At 54.1% G+C, this 19,571-nt stretch carries 14 protein-coding genes; 5 read left to right on the forward strand and 9 right to left on the reverse strand.

Going from position 1 to position 19,571, the window contains the following annotated elements; translation table 11 throughout:
• Positions 1 to 32: 32 nt before the first annotated feature.
• The 9 genes from F0P93_RS21655 to F0P93_RS21695 all read right to left on the reverse strand — a co-directional run bounded on the left by F0P93_RS21655 (position 33) and on the right by F0P93_RS21695 (position 9,296).
• Entirely contained in the window at positions 33 to 1,037 is a 1,005-nt protein-coding gene (locus F0P93_RS21655) for a porin family protein (protein WP_150879838.1), read from the reverse strand.
• Positions 1,038 to 1,088: 51 nt separating this feature from the next.
• Positions 1,089 to 1,280 carry a hypothetical protein gene (locus F0P93_RS21660; protein ID WP_150879839.1) on the reverse strand — a complete coding sequence of 64 codons (192 nt, stop codon included), beginning with the start codon at positions 1,278 to 1,280 and terminating at the stop codon, positions 1,089 to 1,091.
• A gap of 8 nt (positions 1,281 to 1,288) precedes the next feature.
• Positions 1,289 to 1,969: an SGNH/GDSL hydrolase family protein gene (locus tag F0P93_RS21665; protein ID WP_150879840.1), complete on the reverse strand. Its 681-nt coding sequence runs from the start codon at positions 1,967 to 1,969 to the stop codon at positions 1,289 to 1,291.
• A gap of 166 nt (positions 1,970 to 2,135) precedes the next feature.
• Positions 2,136 to 2,576, reverse strand: coding sequence for a response regulator (locus tag F0P93_RS21670; protein WP_225309592.1), 441 nt, complete (start codon positions 2,574 to 2,576; stop codon positions 2,136 to 2,138).
• 156 nt (positions 2,577 to 2,732) lie between these two features.
• On the reverse strand, positions 2,733 to 3,362 hold the full coding sequence (locus F0P93_RS21675; protein ID WP_150879841.1) for a response regulator: 630 nt from the start codon (positions 3,360 to 3,362) through the stop codon (positions 2,733 to 2,735).
• Positions 3,363 to 3,407: 45 nt separating this feature from the next.
• The gene (locus F0P93_RS21680) at positions 3,408 to 5,330 is read right to left on the reverse strand and encodes a polysaccharide biosynthesis protein (protein ID WP_150879842.1); all 1,923 of its coding nucleotides are present in this window, start codon (positions 5,328 to 5,330) and stop codon (positions 3,408 to 3,410) included.
• A gap of 162 nt (positions 5,331 to 5,492) precedes the next feature.
• Positions 5,493 to 6,719 (reverse strand): ice-binding family protein, encoded by a 1,227-nt coding sequence (locus F0P93_RS21685; RefSeq protein ID WP_150879843.1) that lies wholly within the window; start codon positions 6,717 to 6,719, stop codon positions 5,493 to 5,495.
• Between the two features lie 97 nt (positions 6,720 to 6,816).
• A complete protein-coding gene (locus tag F0P93_RS21690) occupies positions 6,817 to 7,335 on the reverse strand; it encodes a helix-turn-helix domain-containing protein (protein ID WP_225309593.1) in 519 nt (172 codons plus the stop codon).
• Positions 7,336 to 7,802: 467 nt separating this feature from the next.
• Positions 7,803 to 9,296 (reverse strand): arabinose isomerase, encoded by a 1,494-nt coding sequence (locus F0P93_RS21695; RefSeq protein WP_150879845.1) that lies wholly within the window; start codon positions 9,294 to 9,296, stop codon positions 7,803 to 7,805.
• A 204-nt stretch (positions 9,297 to 9,500) separates the two neighbouring features.
• Between F0P93_RS21695 and F0P93_RS21700 the strand changes: the two genes are divergently transcribed.
• From F0P93_RS21700 to F0P93_RS21720, 5 genes are all read left to right on the forward strand, one after another.
• Positions 9,501 to 10,196, forward strand: coding sequence for an RNA polymerase sigma-70 factor (locus F0P93_RS21700; RefSeq protein WP_150879846.1), 696 nt, complete (start codon positions 9,501 to 9,503; stop codon positions 10,194 to 10,196).
• Between the two features lie 69 nt (positions 10,197 to 10,265).
• Complete coding sequence (locus tag F0P93_RS21705; RefSeq protein WP_150879847.1) at positions 10,266 to 11,270, forward strand: FecR family protein; 1,005 nt, start codon at positions 10,266 to 10,268, stop codon at positions 11,268 to 11,270.
• 55 nt (positions 11,271 to 11,325) lie between these two features.
• Positions 11,326 to 14,775 carry a SusC/RagA family TonB-linked outer membrane protein gene (locus tag F0P93_RS21710; RefSeq protein ID WP_150879848.1) on the forward strand — a complete coding sequence of 1,150 codons (3,450 nt, stop codon included), beginning with the start codon at positions 11,326 to 11,328 and terminating at the stop codon, positions 14,773 to 14,775.
• A 21-nt stretch (positions 14,776 to 14,796) separates the two neighbouring features.
• Positions 14,797 to 16,443, forward strand: coding sequence for a RagB/SusD family nutrient uptake outer membrane protein (locus tag F0P93_RS21715; RefSeq protein WP_150879849.1), 1,647 nt, complete (start codon positions 14,797 to 14,799; stop codon positions 16,441 to 16,443).
• Positions 16,444 to 16,447: 4 nt separating this feature from the next.
• Positions 16,448 to 19,501 carry a PVC-type heme-binding CxxCH protein gene (locus tag F0P93_RS21720; RefSeq protein WP_150879850.1) on the forward strand — a complete coding sequence of 1,018 codons (3,054 nt, stop codon included), beginning with the start codon at positions 16,448 to 16,450 and terminating at the stop codon, positions 19,499 to 19,501.
• The last annotated feature ends 70 nt before the right edge of the window (positions 19,502 to 19,571 follow it).

The raw sequence follows: 19,571 nt of genomic DNA on the forward strand, positions 1-19,571 counted from the left end.
AAACACCCTCTATCCAGGATCATTCGGGTAAATCAGAACTTGAACCCGAGGCTGGCACTGACCATCCGAAGCTTGGCATTCTCGGCTTTATACACGTCTTTGATGCCATGATGGTAGGACACATCGAGGGTAACCGGCCCCAGATCGAAGCCGACACCACCCAGTAGATTGACGACGGTTTTGTTGTAATCGTCGTCGGTCAGGTTGAAATCATTTTTATCAGCATTCAGCAAATACGACAATTCGGCCCCCGCCTGAATCCGGATTCCCGTCCGCTTGGATGGAGACATGGCCGGCCGAAACCCGATCTGGAGCGGAATCTGAACGTAGTGGGTATTGATGGTGCTGCTGATCTGGTCCAACGAGGTGCCTTTATCATCCTTGCTGTAGCGTTTCGACGACACCCCCACGTATTCGACTCCCACCTGCCCGAAGAGTCGCCCACCACCACGAACGTAGACGCCGAGTTGGTAGCCCACGCGGGCTTTGGATTCCAGGCTATCCTGATCCGTCGAATACTTGGAAAAATTAGGTCCGGCGTAAATGCCAATCGAAACATTGTCGCGTTTGAGTACTTTTCCCGGTTTCGACGGGCGGTTTGGCGAAGCGGCTGTTGTGGCGCCTTTCAATTGGCCCAGATCCGTTTGAATGCTGTCGATCTTGGCGTTCTGGGTTTCAATCATCTTCCGCAAGACCCGCATATCGTCGGGGTTCGGTGCTGCGTCCGCTGGCGAAAAAACCGCTGAACCCGGAACCATCTGCCCGTTGCGGGATGGACTGCCCAACGATTGTGATTCATAAACCGGTGGTTCAGCAGAAAGCGACGCCGTCGACGCCGAAACGGGCGCTGGGGTAGAAAACGAAGTCGTCAGGCGTTTTTCCGTTACCCGTTTTTCGTAAATAACGGATTCGGTGCGTTCGATCACCGGCGATTCAGGTCGCAGGTCGGCTTTTTCGGTTGAAACAGTCGGCTGTTGTGCCCACGAAGGAGCTTGTGCGGCAAAGGCAAGGGTGGCTACAAAGAGAATCCGATGCATCGGTCTTGGTCGTGAAAGTGAGAAATCATTTCCTATTGGAAGGATTTCGGATCAAAAAGTCACTTTCGGGAAAAGAAGATGGTTTTTCGGATCAATAGGATCTAATAAATTCTTGAAATAAGTAAATAAAACAGCCAATTCTCCCCATTCCAAAACAAACTCCATTGCCGATCTTCCTGCAATGGCACCATTCGCAAGCGGTATTGTCCCTGTATCGAAATAAACGAATGGACTCGCGATCATTGAGGGATTTATTGGTTGGTCAGGACGTTCATACTCTGAAAAATTCGCTCGGCCACTTTCTGATTGCCCTTTACATTGAGGTGTAACGGGTCGAACCGCAACGATCTCGGCACCACATCGTCTGTATGGTCAACAATATCCAGGTAGCTTGACCGGTCATACTGAGACAGCAAGTACGCGTGAATATTGACGTAATGGTCGCCATAAATCGTGTATAATTCCCCATTCAGTTTCATGATGGCGTCGTGGCCTGCCCCAAAAACATCTTCATTCTGGCCGAAACTGCCGTTTACGATACTCAACACCAGATACCGGTCGTGCCCTAGCGCTTTGACCATCGACGCGATGTCGGCTTTGATTTGCTCAGGCTCCAGGTAGTTGTTTCGACCGGCCCAGATGATCGTATTATACGAATGTTTATCGGTCGCAGCCAGCATCCGTTTGGCAATCTGGTAGCTTTTTTCTCCGGAGATCCCCTCGTTCACAAACGTGTACTGCGGGGCCAGTTTCTGTAGTTCAATCAGATACGAGCTGCCGTTGCTGCCTTCTGTCATGCTATCACCCCAGCCCACAATGACATTCGAGCCTTTGTCTTTGGGCGACAACCCATCGAATAGCGTGCAACCTAAAACCGTGTAAACGACGAAAAAGAAGCTCAGTCGGGAAAAAATGCGAAACAGAAAGGCCATAGAATGCGGGAACCAAGGCTGGAAAAAATCAAAAATCAGGAACCGCCACCCCTCGCGCTCCCAACCGACCTCAACGGCTGGGACGCGGTGTTTTCGGTCGAATACTAAACGGCGGATTCAATCCCGAAATTGTATTGTACTTAGAATTGCCCAAAAACGCAGGAGTTTACAGCGTGCTGTTGGGGTGCAGGCAATTCTTCCAGTATTCAACGAGAAGCTTCATTTGTTGCTGAAAACCGGCATAATCCGTTGCTTTCTGGAAAAAGCCCTGTACTTCCTGTTCATAGGCTTCGCGGATGATGTCGGGATTGGCTGCGGTCGTTAGGTACACAAATGGAATGGATTTCTGGCGCAGGGCCTCGTTCTGATTGATCCGTCGGCGCAGTTCCAGCCCGTTCATAATGGGCATGTTGATGTCACACAAAATCAGAAAAGGCTGTTCATCGGTCGTTTCCAGATACTGCAGGGCCAATTGACCGTTGGGAAAAAACCGGATTTCATTGGGAACATTCAACTGCTTTACAATTTGCCCCAGCAGGAATTGGTCGTCTTCATCATCTTCGATGGAAATAATGGGGCCTTTCAATGACAGGTTACGTTGAGCCATACGGGGTCAGTTGCATACGGTTGTTTACAAATATACATCAACATTTGTACGATTTTTGTAAACAGGACCGACCAACTGAAGGAAGCCGCGCCCACAGCCTCCCCGTATTGCACCGCCAATTTTAAAAATCCGGCTTTTACAAGCGGCTTTTCCCGACTAAATCAACCGATACAGTTCTGCCAAATCCTTGAGCATGATAACGTTATCGACCCGCAATTTGTCATAGATCCGGGCTTTGTGTGTCCCAACTGTGGACGTGTGAATATTGAGATAATCAGCAATGGTGCTCACCGACGTTCCTTTGAACAGATGCTGGGCAATTTCAAACTCCCGGTTCGACAGAAGTTGGAAGGGATCCAGTTCATCCGCCAGATGCCGGTCTTCCAGCGTCTGGTCCTGCAACGAGGGATCCATGTATTTTCGACCTGCCAGGATAATCCGCACGGCCGTCAGAATTTCCGGGTCGCCCGCTTCCTTGCTCAAATACCCCTTTACTCCCATTTGCAGATACCGCTTCAGAAAAGCATATTTGGTAACCGTCGTGAAGAGGAGGATGGGCAACTCAGGCACCATCTTGCGGAGATTTTCCAGAAAACTAAACGTATCGGTGTTCGGCAGATTCAGTTCCATGATCACCAGATCATAATCCGTGTCCATGATTTTCCGGAAAGCCACCCCGCCGTTCTGGGCCTCGTCGATCTGGATCGTGCCGTAGTAGTCTTTCAACAACAGACGGATGCCCGAGCGCACAATAGAATGACCATCGACAACTAGTAATTTACGCATGATTCGGTTGGTGTTTGTTCCGTAGCTACCGCCACGGGATTCCTTTCAATAATCCAGTGTGCTGAATTCGGAATTGTTGCTGATGAACTCGGGAATGATTCGTTTGATGCTACTCACCAAAGCCCGGTCATTGCCTTCCGTGAGCTGGTGACGGAGTTGTTCCAGACAAAACCGGATTTCCTCCGCATGCAGGGCCGCCACCCGGGCAATCATAATTTTGGGATGATGGGTGGGCAGTGTGCGTTCGTTCGTATGCAGCAATTCTTCATACAGTTTCTCGCCCGGTCGCAACCCGGTAAAAACGATCTTGATGTCCGGCCCGCCCGGCTCGCGCGACAACCGGATCATCTTCCGGGCCAGATCCACAATTCGGACCGGTTCGCCCATGTCGAAAACAAAGACCTCCCCACCCTGCCCCATCGCCCCGGCTTCGAGCACCAGTTGACAGGATTCCGGAATGGTCATGAAATACCGCCGAACCTCGGGGTGGGTTACCGTTACCGGCCCGCCCCCCTGGATCTGCTGCCGAAAAACCGTTACTACCGAGCCGTTGGAACCCAGTACGTTACCAAACCGGGTGATCATAAACCGGGTCCGGCGCAACAGCGGGTCTGAATGGTTCAGACTCTGGACATACAGCTCGGCCAGCCGCTTGGTCGCTCCCATCACGTTGGTCGGATTGACGGCCTTGTCAGTCGAGATCATTACAAACCGCTGCACCCCGTATTCCAGGGCCAGATCGGCCATCACCTGCGTGCCGAGCACATTGACCCGCACGGCCTCAAACGGATGTTCTTCCATTAGTGGAACGTGTTTGTAGGCTGCGGCATGAAAAACCAGGGTCGGCCGGGTATCCCGAAACACGTGCTGCATTCGCGTCTGGTTGGACACATCGGCGATTTTGATCACCAGCCGGATTTCGTTCAGGGCGGTTTTAAAGTGCTGGCGGAGTTGAAATTCCAGGTCGAACAAAGCCGATTCAGCCTGGTCGACCAGCACAATCATACGCGGATGATGACCCAGCAGCTGACGCACCAGTTCGCTCCCGATGGAACCGGCCGCACCCGTCACCATCACCACCTGATCAGCGAGCTGTGCCCGCAAAGCGTCGTTGAAAAGCTGAATGGGGGCTCTTTCAAGCAGATCCTCGATGCGAATGTCGCGGATTTGGAGCGTATCGAGCCGACCGTCCATCCACTGCCGAACGCCCGGAACGGTTTTGAGCGGAATGTCGTATTGCAGAAAAAAGTCGGTGATCTGCGCCCGTTGGTGGGGTGTACTGGACTCCATCGCCAAAATCACCTGGGGCAGCACGGTTTGCCCTTTAATAAAGCGTTGGTAGGCCTGCTGGCGCGACAGCACCTCAACACCTTCCAGCACCTTATCGCGTTTGGCGGGATCGTCATCCACAAACGCCAGCATCTGATACCAGTGGTCGGGGTCCTGCTCCAGGGCTTTGCGGGTGAGCAATCCGGTTTGGCCAGCCCCATAAATCAGAACAGGCTGGCGACGACCGCCACCCACCAGGAGCAGATGCCAGTACAATGCCTTTGCACCAAACCGGCTGGCGGCCAGTATAACCAGACAGCAGCAATAGTCGATGAGGAGAATGGAAACCGGTACGGAAACTGTCCACGGTCCACTTCCCAAAGCCAGCAGGCCCGAAACCAGCGCCGTTAGCGCCGTACTCATCGTAACCGCCAACCCCAACAGCCGCAGGTCTTCCAGGCTGGTGTGCCGGATAATGCCCCGGTAGGAACCCACCAGAACAAAGCAGGTTAAGCGACAGAGGGTCGTGATCAGCAAACCGCCCAGCAGCGTATTCCCGTTCATGACGCTGAAATCAAAATTAAACCGCAGCCCATAAGCCAGGGCAAAGGCAATACCGGTTATGATCGTGTCGCTCAGCAGAATGAGGTAGCTGGACAGAAAACGGTTGGTATGCGTTCGAAGGTAGTTCTCGATCATTCGTGATACGCAGTATAAGGGAGCAGAAAAGTCGGAATGACCGCACAAAGCCGTGCCAGGGTGAACCGAAATCACCGGTAAATGGCTCCAAAATGGACTATTGAGAATCGGTGACTGGCCCGGAATGAGGGTTGAAAACCAGCCAGTCAGGTATACAAACGGCTACTCCACGATAAAACGGTGCTGGCGTGTTTGCCCCCGTTCCTGCACCTTGAGAATGTAGACACCCGACGACAGGCCCGTCGATTTCAGCAGCAGATTTCCCGATTGAATACCGGTTTTCTGGAGAGACAACACACGACCATCGGCACTGTAGAATCCAAGGGTGGCGGTTTCCGGCTCGTCCAGCCGCAGCACGAAGCGTTCTCCGTGTGCCACCGGATTGGGATATACGCCGTAGGCATCATCCCGCAACACCACCGAAACCGCCCGGTATACCGTCGATCGTCCGTTCAAATCCGTCTGCGTCAGACGGTAATAGCTGGTGCCGGAAAAGGGCGTCTGATCCGTCAGCCGGTAGGTTTTTAAAGAGGTACTGTTCGCCGAGACGTCACTTACTTCACCCACTTTCTCGAACCGTTGCAGATCTTTACTCCGTTCAATCAAAAAGCCTTTGTTATTGATTTCCAGCGACGTCGTCAGGGCCAGCTCAACCGTCCGATTGGCTTGGGCTTTCGCCGTGAAGCTGACCAGCGTTACCGGCAACGGGGCTGCCGCCGGAACAATAACCGTGCTGGCATTGATGGTAATGGCCCCCGCTGTTGAAAGGGCTCTTCCTTCCAGCGTAGTCGTATTCAGAACGATGGCGTCCAGTGCAACGATGGTTCCTCTAAACGTCGAACCGGTTCCCAGGGTGGCAGCTCCGTTGATTTGAAAAAACACATTTTCAGCCGTGGCTCCATTCGTTAACAGAATGTTTGAATTGGTACCTGTAGTTAAGGCACTGTTCAATTTGATGATAAAAATACCGGCTCCGCTTAAAGTCAGCGTCCCGTTCAGAGTAGTTGGCAACGCGGAAGTCTGGCAGGAAACACCCGGATTCAGCGTCTGTCCTCCTAACTCCACCCCGATGGCCGTCGGATTACAGGGAGCGGCAAGCAGCGAGCTGTAAGCCAACGCGACATCAGCCGCTGCCTGGATCGATTCCGGGCTTCCTTGAGTGCGCGTACTGCCCGTCACAGTAGCTGACTCAAAGCCAGTGATGGCCCCAACATTGGTTCCAATGTCACCCGTAATCCGGGAAGCTCCGTCGTTGAAAAGCGCCCCGTTGGCGGTAAATAAAGCAAAGGTAGATGTCGTTCCGAGGGGGGGGGCGCTCTGTCCGAAACCGATGAACGGTAAAGCGAACAAGGCACTGTAGACCAGGCTACTAAGTAGTTTTTGTTTCATAGTCGTTGAATGATCAGGCTGGTTTTGTTTTGCAATGCTAAGATGGGCTTTTGCGAACTCGTATATGTTACACAATTCCTCAGAAAGGTTACATTATTCACAGATTCTCCAGCGCGGTGCGTCCATTTTGTTTAAGTTGTTTGTAACAGGAGGGCGTTACACCGGTCACCTTTTTGAACTGGTTGGACAAATGAGCGACACTGCTGTAATTGAGTTTGTAGGAGATCTGGGTCAGATTGAGTTCGTCATACCGCAGCAATTCTTTCGCCCGTTCAATCTTGTGAGCAATGATGTATTTTTCAATGGTCGTCCCTTCCGCTTCCGAAAACAGATTGGCGAGGTAGGTGTAATCATACTGCAGTTTCGAACTGATGTAGTCCGAATTCTTCATTTTGGGCAGCTCATCGGTGTAGTGTACCAGCTCCACAATGACGTTTTTCACTTTTTCGATCAGCACATGTTTTTTGTCGTCAATCAGTTCGAGCCCGGCTTCCAATAAACCGGTACGCAACTGGTTCAATTGCCCGACAGAAATACCCCCTTGTACGTCTACTTCACCGAGATCGATCACCTCGCAATCCAGGCCTGCTTTTTTAAAAATTGCCTGTACAATCATTTTGCAACGAACACTAACCATATACCGGATAAAAACTTTCACCTTGTTTTTGCTGAACAGCGTATGAAGGAAACTCACTAAGAGAAGGGGGCCGGGTCACCAGCAAGGTGACAAGAGTAGAAGCAGCAGAAGGGCAAAAAGAGGGAATCTTTACTAAACGGTCCTTGGTTTTGTATATGCAAAAACCGTTCCAGAAATATCGATTTATCAGACAGAGAAGATTTAATATTCAGGTTGGTCAGAATTTGTAACGATGCGGGTCAAGACGGTGCGGGTCAGGATTGCATATCTTGACCCACTCTGTCGCGGATCGCCGGGCGACTCCATTGTAATCCGCACTCAATCTGCTGGAAACTTCAAAGTCAGGCTTGCCAGTATCTAAAATCACCGGGCGACTTCTTTGCAATCCACTGCGGATTAAAATCCGCGACAGAGACGATCTCGGTTGCAAATCGCGATCAGCCACACTAGCATACCCGAATTACCTCCACCTTCAGCAACGCCCCCAGTTTTGCCAGCTTGGAAGCAATATGTCCCACTCCCACCGCACAATGGTGCGCCGGACCGTGGCTGTTCCAGGTGTGCACGAAGTTCCGGGCACCCGGCGAAAACCGGTAGCGGCTGTTGGTGTTGCCAATGTGCAGAATCGGTCCCGGCACGGATTCGCCTTCGGCCACCAGCAGGCTGATTTTCCCGTTTCCGTTTTCCACCACCGACAGGAGTGTTACCGGCCCGTTTTTCACCGACATTTCCACCGAAAGGCCCCGACCCACTTTGCCGTGATATACATAGAGCGGACGGACCTTGGTTTTTCCCTCGGCAATGCGGATGTGTCCGGGACCGTCGTGGCCCATCAGCACCACATCGGCGGCAAAATCCATCGCGTAGTATTCCGTGAAAGATCCGCCAACGCCGAAGCTGTCCATGATTTTCATGGCCTGGGCATTCTTGACTTCGTATTCCCCCGCTACCGGAATACCGCGCGCCGTCAACAGCGAATTCCCCAGAATCACCGAACTCATCGTGTCTTCATTCGCCGGATTGCCGCTGCCTTTGTGGTAATACGCCAGTGATCCCAAACCGTGGGTTGCCACCAACTGATCCAGCGCCACGGAGGTTCGGGCAGCGCGAGCGAGTTCCTCGGGTAAACAATCGGCCTGAACGTCGAAGGTTTCGGCAAAAACCGCCGTCCGTTCCTTCACCTGTTCCGGCGAAACCGCTTCCCGCAGGGCAGACAACTCATCAACTTCCACGATTTTCATATGGCCGCCGAAGGTTGCGTTTTGCAGCGTCAGATCGGAATAAATGTCGAGCATGCCACTGTAATAATTGCCCATCAAACCCAGGCAGTTGTGCGCCATGACGTGTGCCACCCGCCCGGCTTCGATCCACTCGTCAATTTCCTGCCAGCCCTCGGGGTCGTTTTCGAGCATACCAGTAACCTGGTGAAACGGAATACCGGCCCGCCGGAACACGTTGGCCATTTCGGGAACGGGGCAGGCCGAGCAGTAGGCCAGCCATTCGCCCGTCATCCGCGTTCGGTCGTTCAACTGGTTGAACCATTCGTAGTTAATGGCCGGTTCGGGTGCTAAATTCAGGACGATCACCGGCACTTTGGCCCGCTGCACCACCGGCAAAACCGTCGCCGACAGGGCATACGTGGTGACGTAAATGAACAACAGATCGATGTCGGCCTGCCGAAACTGGTGACCGGCCACCAGGGCTTTTTCCGGCGAATCGACCAGGCCGAGGTTGACCACTTCGACACCCGGGCGACGGAACCGCGACTCGACGCGCTGCAGGTAACCTTTCAACCGGGCTTCCAGCCCGTCGAATTGCGCCCAGTAAGTATCCAGCCCAATTCCGAATAAACCGACTTTAAACGGAAACAATGGGGTGTTCAACGTGGATACGGTTCCTTCAGCGGATTGACCGGTTTCGACTCCCTGATTCGTTTTCATAGACCATTTATAATTGACGTACTGGCTCATTTTCTAAAATAGAATTGGCAAGTAAACAGGGAATCGACACTTTCTTCAAACTATTTTTCAAATCTGCCAAATAAATATAAAATTACGGTAAGTGTTTTTTCGTCCCTGAAACGTCTCCCTGTATCGAAGCAGTGATTTCGCCTTTCTGACTAGTATTTTCACCATTTACCGAACATGGGAGAGGTTAGACGTTTAGTACCGGACCCAAATGGCAATCAGGCAAACCCATTTTCACTCGGGGATCGTCCGCTCAGTGATCATCCTCCGGCCCATTTTCAGCGACCGGCGGTGGCACTGGATGCCGAACGGCTGATTCATAAGGCGTTTGAACAGAACCCGGATTCGGGCATCGCGCTGCTGTTTCAGCACTATTACCAGTCGCTGTGCAGCCACGTCGTCCGGTTTGTATCGTCCAAAGAAATTGCCGAAGACATCGTTTCTGACATTTTCTATGAGTTCCACGTCGGCCGGGTTTACCTCACCATTACCACCTCCTACCGCGCCTTCCTGTTTACCGCCGTACGCAACCGGGCTTTCGACTACGTCCGGGCCGAGATGAAACGCAGCACCTCGCTCGACCAGGCCGAGCGGCTTTCGTTCCCCAGCGAGCAGCAACCCGACTCCGTTACGCAGTTCGAAGAACTGTATCACGACGTGGAGAAAGCCATCGACGCCATGCCGATGAAACAGCGACAGGTCTACGTCATGCACCGGTTTGAAGGCCGGAAATACACCGAGATTGCCCAGGAACTCAACCTTTCCCTGCGAACCGTCGAAGTCCACATGTACCGGGCTATCCGCCACGTCCGGGCTTTCCTGAAAGACAAATGGCTGATTTTGCTCCTCAGCTTCTGCCAGTATCCGCAATAAAACCACAACAACTTCCTGAAACATGGTTTTGGCGTGGCGGTTTTTGCCAGCCCGAAACCGGTCTGACTTATGAAAACACAGGTAACGAAAGAACTCTTGTTCAACTACTTCGCAGGTCGCACGACGGCTTTCCAGAAGCAGTTGATCGACGAATGGGCCAAAGATACAGACAACCGGGAACAGTTTTTCCAGTGGCTGGAAATCTGGGAAAGCCAGCATCCGCAGTATGTGGCCGATGTCCAAACCGCCCTCGACCGTCACCAGATGCGGATGGCTCAGGACCCGCAGGAGGACGAACCGGCTGGTGCCGATCGGCCCATTCCCATCATCCATCAGCCCTGGTTTCGGTGGGTTGCTGCGGCCTCGGTGACTTTGCTGGTCGTAAGTAGCTGGGTGTATCGGGACGACATCATGAACGAAAAATACACCACAACTTACGGCGAAACCCGGCAACTGACCCTGGCCGATGGCAGTGAGGTGACGCTGAATGCCAACTCGACGTTGAAAGTGCCCCGGTTTGGATTTGGGTCTCAGACGCGGGATGTGGCCCTGTCGGGCGAGGCCACGTTTTCAGTTACCCACACGACGGACGATCAGCGGTTTGTGGTCAAGACAAACCGCAACTTCGAGGTGGTCGTACTCGGCACCGAATTTTCGGTGTACAACCGGGAACGGGGCGGTAAAGTCGTCTTGAACAAAGGGAAAGTGCAGCTCCGGTACCAGGAGGGCAAGGCTCCCCGGCAGTTGATGATGAAACCCGGCGATCTGGTGACTCTGAACCGGCGCGATGGACAGGTCCAACTCCAGAAACTGAGTCAGCCCGAAAACGCATCGGCCTGGCGCGAAAACCGCTTTGTGTTTGAAGAAACCACGCTGGAGGAAATCACCCATCTGTTCAGGGAAAACTACGGTCTGGTGCTGGAAATCACCGATCCCAAACTGGCCAAATGGACCGTTTCCGGCTCGTTTACAGCCCGCAACGCCGAAGAACTCCTGGAGTCGCTGATGGAAGGGTCGGCCCTGACCTACAAACGCACCGGCAACCACATTGTTATTCCGAATCCTGCTCACTAACCCACCGTACGTCTTCTCATTTCTGCTTACTAACCCATTCTTCTTATTTACCTCCATGAAAAAAAGAATACCACCACTGCTGATTCTGCTGCTGGGTGTTATCCAGCCAGGTTTTGCCCAAATGCTCGCGAAGGCCCAGACCTCAGCCCGCCAGCCGCTGTCTGTGAGGCCCGAAAACCGCCAGTTGAAAGAAACCCTGCGGGAACTGAAAAACCATTATAAAGTAGACATTCTGTTTTTCGACCGGATTGTAGAGGGCTACGTCGTTTCGTCGGACGCTATCCGCTGGGACGACCGGCTGGAAACCAACCTGGAGACGGTGTTGAAACCGTTTGGGTTAAGCTATAAAAAATCAAAAAACGGGGGCTACGTGATCACCGCCAAAGAACCGCAGCGGAGGTCGGAAATCGAGCCGAGTCGATTTCCCGAAGCCCCTTTCGCCCGCCAAACCGAAAGCCGACAGGCCACCGAAGCAGCAGCGCTAGAGGTTCCGGCGGCCCGGGTAACGGAAAAACCGGTGGTTGCTGACATCACCATCCAGGGCCGGGTAACGGATGCCGGAAAAGGCGAAGACCTGCCCGGCGTGAGCATTGTCCTGAAAGGATCGACGCGCGGAACCACCACCGACGGAACCGGCACCTACAAGCTGGCCATCCCCGGTCCGGAAGCCGTTCTGGTTTTTAGTTTTGTGGGCTACGAACCGCAGGAAGTGCTGGTAGGGAGCCGTACCGAAATCAACGTCAGCCTGAAACCGGACATCAAAGCGTTGAGCGAAGTCGTCGTGGTGGGCTACGGGGTTCAAAAGAAAACCTCGGTAACGGCGGCTGTTTCGGCCATGAAAGGCGAAGAAATTGCCTCCGTTCCCGTCACCAACCTGAGCAACAGCCTGGGGGGCCGACTGCCGGGCGTCATCGTCAAACAGGCTTCCGGCGAACCCGGTCGCGATGGGTCCAATATCTACATTCGCGGAATTTCCTCCACGGGCAACAACCAGCCCTTACTAATTGTAGACAACATCCCCCGCAGTTTTCAGCAACTCGATCCCAACACCATCGAAACATTTACGATCCTGAAAGATGCCGCAGCGGTGGCACCCTACGGGGTGGCGGGGGCCAATGGCGTGGTTCTGGTAACGACCAAACGCGGAAAAACCGGTACGCCGTCGCTGACGTATAATGCTTACGTCGGCTTTCAGAATCCGACCGTCATGCCCGATTATTTATACGGCTACGACTTTGCCTCGCTGAAAAATGCAGCCGCTAAATACGCCGGGTTGCCAGAACCGTATTCGGCGGAAGCGTTACAGAAATTCAGAGACGGTTCGGACAACGATTCGTACCCGGCCGACCATTATGTCAAGGAAATTGTCAATCGCAACGCCGTCATCACCACCCACAACATCGAATTGTCGGGCGGAGCCGAACGGATTAAATACTACGCCAGCCTGGGCTACCAGTACCAGGCCGGGATGTGGCCGTCGACCAGCAATAAACGGTATAACCTGGCGATCAACCTCGACGCACAGGCCACCAAAACCACCAAAATTTCTTTTAACCTGAACGGAAGGGTGCAAAAGTCGCAGTATCCGTCGATTGGCACGTCGCGTCTTTTCGAACTAATTGCCTATTCCCACCTGCAAAACGGCCCACTGTTTTTCAGCAACGGCATGAACGGCACCTACGTCACCGGCAGCATTTACAACAGCGGCTATCAGAAAACCAATACGACGGCTTTGTATTCGCAACTGTCGGTGGAACAGGAGATTCCGTTCATTCCGGGGCTGGTTGCCAAAGGTACGATTGCCTACGATCCGACGATGGTTCTGGATAAAATCTGGACGACTCCGGTTCACCTGGCCACGATCAATACAACGACGAAAGTGATCACCGACGGTATTTTCGGTCAGGCTAAATCGTCGCTGAACCAGACCTACAACCAGACCCAGCAATTGACCTACCAGGCCAGCCTGAACTACGTGCGGTCGTTTGGCAAAAGCACCGTGGGCGCGCTGGCGGTTTTTGAAGCCAAAGCCAACGACGCGATGCTGCTGGGTGCTACCCGCCGGAACTACAACCTGAGCATCGACGAACTGGACATGGGGAGTTCGAGTCAGGCCGACATGACGACCACCGGAACTTCCAACTACGGCCGGCAAATGGGTCTGGTTTACCGGGTTACGTACGACTACGCCGATAAATACCTCTTCGAAGCCAGCGGTCGCTACGACGGCAGCTATTACTTTGCCCCCGAAAACCGCTACGGTTTCTTCCCGGCCTTTTCGCTCGGCTGGCGTTTGTCGGAAGAGAATTTCATCAAGAACAATGTGCGCTGGATCGACAACCTGAAACTGCGCGGGTCCTACGGCGAAGTGGGCGCGCTGGCGGGGAGTGCCTTTCAGTACATGAGTACCTACAGCGTGGTAGGTCCGGCCTATGTGCTTGGTGGCAACGCCGTTCAGGCCCTCCGCGAACGCAATGAACCGAACCCGAACATCACCTGGGAACGCGCGAAAAAGACCGACATCGGTTTGGAAGCCACGTTATGGAAAGGCCTGCTGAACCTGGAAATGGATTATTTCTACGAAAAACGCTCAAACATGCTGGTTAATCCCGATGTCATTGTGCCTTCTGAATACGGCATCGGGCTAAGCCAGGTGAATGCCGGGATCATGCAAAATCAGGGCATCGACCTGTCCGTTGGCTCGGCACACCGGTTTCCGTCCGGCCTGCGCATTGCGCTGAACGGTAATTTCACCTACGCCAAAAACAAGCTGTTGCAGGTGTTTGAAGCCGGGGCAACCTACAACAACCTCAACCGCCGGTTGACCGGAAAACCGCTCGGAACACAGTTTGGCTTTCAATCACTGGGTCTTTTTCAGGTGGCCGATTTTGACGAAGCCGGTAAGCTAAAACCGGGAATTGCAGTGCAACCCTGGGGGGCCGTTCAACCCGGCGACATCCGGTATCAGGACATGAACAACGACGGCAAAATCAATGACGACGACCTCACCCGGATTGGTGACGCCGTAGCCACGCCCCGAATCATTTACGGGATTGCACCCAACGTCCAGTACAAAGGTTTCACGCTCGACCTGCTGTTTCAGGGCGCGGCCAAAACCAACTTCTATTACTCGGGCAGTGCCGCCTGGGCATTCAGCAATGGCATGGGTGCGGTCCGGGAAACGCTGGACTACTGGACGCCCGAAAATCCGGATGCGACGTATCCACGCATCACCAACGCCCCGACAACCAACAACACGCAGACGTCCTCCTACTGGATCGGCGATGCCAGCTACCTGCGGTTGAAGAGCGCGACCCTGTCGTATTCGATTCCGTCGGTGATCACGCAGCGAATAAAAATCCAGAATGCGCGGGTCTACGTATCGGGGCAGAACATCCTGACCTGGACGAAGTTGCGGAATTTTGACCCGGAAATTACGCAGGCCAACGCCTGGAGTTATCCGCAGCAAAAAGTGATGTCAGTTGGCTTGAATGTAACGTTTTAATCCTGAAAACAACCACCCGCGATGAACCTGTCTAGGCTTATGAAGTTGAATGGCAAAGTAGCTTTGCTGTTCCTGATCCTGGGAGTTTTCTCCTGCAAAGATTTTCTGGACGTGGCCCCCAAAGACCAGATTTCGGACGATATCGTCTGGACCGATGCCGCCACTGCCGACCTGTTTCTGAACAACGTGTATTCCGGGTTGCCGGGTCCGTTCAATGGCTTCGATCCGTGGGAAAACTTTACGGACAATGCCATGAACGGCGTCAACGGGTTGCCCAGCCGGGTTTTGTACTCGCCGTCGGTGTATACGGCCAGCAACGCGCCCAACTGGTGGGGGCAGTACGCCAACATCCGCCGGGCCAATTTATTCATCGAAAAAGTAACGGCGTCTGCCTTTCCGGATACCTGGAAAAAACCCAAAATCGCGGAGGCCCGGTTTTTACGCGCCTACTACTACCAATTGCTCTGGACGGCCCACGGCGGGGTTCCAATCATCACCAGTTCGCTGAACCAGAACACGCAGGGCGACGCCATTTTCCGGGCGCGCAACACCGACGAAGAAACCTACAAATTCATTGTGGACGAGTGTGCCGCCATTGTCGATGACCTGCCGCTCAAGGCCGAAGCGGGCCGGGTTTCCAAAGCCACGGCACTGACGCTGAAAGGCTGGTGCGAGCTATTCTGGGCCAGTCCGTTGAAAAATACCGCCAACGACAAAGCCCGCTGGGCATTGGCGGCCGCTACCAACAAGCGTGTCATCGATCTGGGTTCACACAGCCTGTTTTCCAATTACGAAACGCAATTTTACGAGGACAACAACAACAATGTGGAAGTGCTTTTTGCCAAGCAATACCTCGGTGGTACGGCCCTGGGCAGTGGCAAAGAAGGCCTTTGGGGTCCCTGGATGGTCGGCGGGGTTCAAAAAGCCTACGGTGGCGTCGATCCGACGCAGGAACTGGTGGACGAATACGCGATGGCCAACGGTTTACCGATTTCAGACCCGGCTTCGGGCTACGATCCGCAGAATCCGTATGTGAACCGGGAAAAGCGGTTTTATCAGTCCATTGTGTATGATGGATCGACTTGGGTTGGCGCCGAAATGGTAATGAAACAGGGCGTCGGTAGTCGGAATGCGACGGATTTGAGTAATACCAATGAAGCGACCAATACCGGTTATTATTTGCGGAAGGGATTGAATCCAAAATACACCATCAACGGCAACCATTTGTTGAACAGCGGCAGTTTTATCATTTACCGCTATGCCGAGGTGCTGCTGAGTTATGCCGAAGCCCAGAACGAAGCCGTCGGGCCGGATGCGTCGGTGTATGCCGCCATCAACCAGGTGCGGACGCGGTCGGAATTACCGAACCTGAAAACCGGCTTGACGCAGGCCGAGATGCGGGTGGCAATCATGCGGGAACGCCGGGTGGAACTGGCGTTTGAAGAACGGCGCTGGTTCGATCTGATGCGGTTGAAGCTGGCCGAAAAGAACCTGAACGGAACGTTACACGCCATGAAAATTGAGCTGGTGGGCGGAAAACCGGTGTACACGGTCATTGCAGCACCGGAAGGCGGCAAAACGTTTTTTGCCAACAAAAACTATTTGCTGCCGATCCCGCAATCGGCGTTGAACCAGAATACGAAGCTGACCCAAAACCCGAATTACTGACCCAATGGTAATTTCATTGACTAAAATACAGCAGTATCTTTTTTACAGTCTGATCGCTGCCAGCCTGGTGATGGTGCCGGGTTGTCAGAAGTCGTCTACCTCTTCGGGAACCTCCCCCGAAGAGGCTTTGAAAACGTTCGAACTCGAACCCGGTTTTCAGATCGAACTGGTCGCCAGCGAACCGCTGGTGGCCGACCCGGTTGCGATGGAAATTGACGAGGATGGGCGGTTTTACGTCGTGGAAATGCACGGCTATCCGCTCGACAAAACCGGTACCGGAAAAATCAAACTGCTCACCGATTCCGATGGCGACGGTCGCATGGACCAGAGCACGGTTTTTGCCGAGAATCTCGTGTTGCCCACCGGGATCATGCGCTGGAAAAAAGGCGTGCTGGTGACCGACGCGCCGAATGTCTACTACCTGGAAGATACCGACGGCGATGGCAAATCCGACGTCCGCGACACGGTTTTGACCGGTTTTGCCCTTTCCAATCCGCAGCACAACGTCAACGCGCCCCTGCTGGGTCTTGACAACTGGATTTACCTCGCCCACGAATCGGCGGTGACGGCGCAGGTGTATAAGGAAGAATTTGGCGACCGCGGGAGTGATGTTTTCTTCCCCAAAAAGCCTGACGGTATCCGCCTGCCCGACAACGCCAGTGGCCGCAGTGTCCGGTTTCGGCCCGACCGCTACGAACTGGAACCGGTGGCCGGCAATACGCAGTTTGGTCATACCTTTGACGCCTGGGGAAACCGCCTGCTGGTGAGCAACGCCAACCACGCCTTCCACGAAGTCATCACGACGCCGTATCTGAAGCGCAACCCGGATTTGCTGGTTTCCAACGTCACCCAGTCGATTTCGGACCACGGCAATGCCGCCGAAGTGTTTCCGATCACCAAAAATCCGCAGATGCAGTTGCTCACGGACATTGGCGTGATCACATCAGCCTGTGGCATTACGGCGTATCTGGGCGGGGCGTTTCCGGCCCTGTACGACAGCGTGACGTTTGTGGCCGAACCCGTCAGCAATCTGATTCACTTCGATAAAATCCATGAAAAAGGAGCCAGTTTTACGGCCAGCCGCATCCACACCGGCAAAGAATTTCTGGCTTCGACGGACGCCTGGTTTCGACCCGTCAATATGTACGTCGGACCCGATGGCGCGCTGTATGTCATTGATTATTACCGGCAAATTGTCGAACACCCCGAATGGATGGCCGAAGACGTTATCAAATCCGGGGCCTTATACAACGGAACAGATCAGGGCCGCATCTACCGCATCACGCCCAAAGGAACCCAACCCGCCGTCCTGAACAAAGACCTGCTGGGGAAGGCGTCCAATGCGCAGTTGATCGAAAAACTGGGTGATCGGAATAGCTGGTGGCGCCGGAATGCGCAACGGCTTTTGCTGGATCGCGCGACGCCCCAGGATGTGGCAGGATTGGAAGTCATGGCGAAAAATCCGTCGTCGCCCCTGGGTCGTCTGCACGCCCTCTGGACGCTCGAAGGGCTGAAAAAACTTCGCCCCGAACTGATCGCTGTGGCATTGAAAGACCCGGTTCCGGGTGTCCGAACCAACGCGATCAAACTGTCGGAACAACATCTCAAAACCACCCCGGCGCTCATTCCCGCGTTGCTGGCGATGCCGTCCGACAGCGATCCGAAAGTCCGCTTTCAACTGCTTTGCACCCTCGGTTTTGTTGAAACCCCCGAAGCCGCCAACGCCCGGCAGCAACTGCTGTTCACCGACATCGACGACCAGTGGGTTCAGATTGCGGCCCTTTCTGCGCCCGCGTCGCAAAAAGGCGATTTGCTCAATGCGGTTTTGACGCGATACAAGCCCGACCAACCGGCGTATAGTTCGCTGGTCGAGCGACTCAGCGCCATGACCGGGGCCAGTCAGCCACCGAAAACGATTCATTCGCTTCTGGAGAAAGCGCTCACACCGGTTTCGGCAGCAAAAGAAACGTGGCAACCCTCCATCATCAAAGGCATCGCCCAGGGCGTAAAACGGCGCAATGCGACGCTCGACTCCAATTTCCTGGCGGAACAACAACTGCTGATCCGGTCTTTTTTCGATCACCCCTCCCCTTCCGTTCGCTCGGCCTGCCTTCAGTTTTTGCAGGTAACGGGCCTGCCGGACGAAGCCCGGACAACGGCGGCATTTCAACAGGCGGTGCAGACGGCGGCTGATCCGAAACAGTCGGAAGAGAAGCGGTCGGAAGCCCTCGGTTTTCTGGCCCTGCGCGACGCAACGCCCCAGATTCCGCTCCTGAAAAAAATGATTGCTCCCAACGAGCCGCTGTCGGTTCAGGTGGCCGCGTTGAAAACCCTGAGCTCGATCCCCGATGCCACGGTCAGTGACTACGTGTTGCAAAAGTGGCCCGTCATGACGCCCGACATCCGCGAACCGGCCATCGCTACGTTTTTCAGCGGCCCGGACCCGGTCAGACAGTCCCGGATCAAGCTGCTGCTGGATGCCGTCGAAAAAGGAACCATCGACCAGAACAGCATCGGCTGGCCCCGCAGCGTCGGTTTGATGGCGAACTCGAACGTCGAATCGCGAAACCGGGCGCGGGTGCTGCTGACGAAACGCGACAAACAGCGGGATGAGGTCATCAAACAATACCAGACTTCGCTGGAACTACCGGCTGATGCGGACAAAGGTGCGCTGGTTTTCCAGCAGAATTGTGCCTTGTGTCACCAGATTGGCAGCGCGGGCGGGATTGCCTTCGGTCCCGATCTGGCCACCATCCGAAACCGGCGTCCGGCTTCCATTCTGGGCGATATTCTGAACCCGAACCTGTCCATCGCCGACGGCTACGACCTCTGGACGATCACGCTGAAAAACGGCGAAACCCAGCAGGGATTGATCTCGACCGAAACACCAACGGCCCTCACGCTGCGCAACCAGGGCGGCCAGGAAACCACCATTGCCCGGCAGGACATCGAGACCCTGAAAGCCATGAACATGTCGGCCATGACCGCCGGTCTGGAAAAACAGATCAACCCGCAGCAAATGGCGGATCTGCTGGCGTATATCCGGAAGGCGAAATGAGTTTACGGTTTACGGTATTCGGTTTACGGTGGCTGACGCATGCAAACAAAACGCGTCAGCCAACTGAAAA

Source organism: Larkinella humicola, from assembly GCF_008727875.1.
GTDB lineage: Bacteria > Bacteroidota > Bacteroidia > Cytophagales > Spirosomataceae > Larkinella > Larkinella humicola.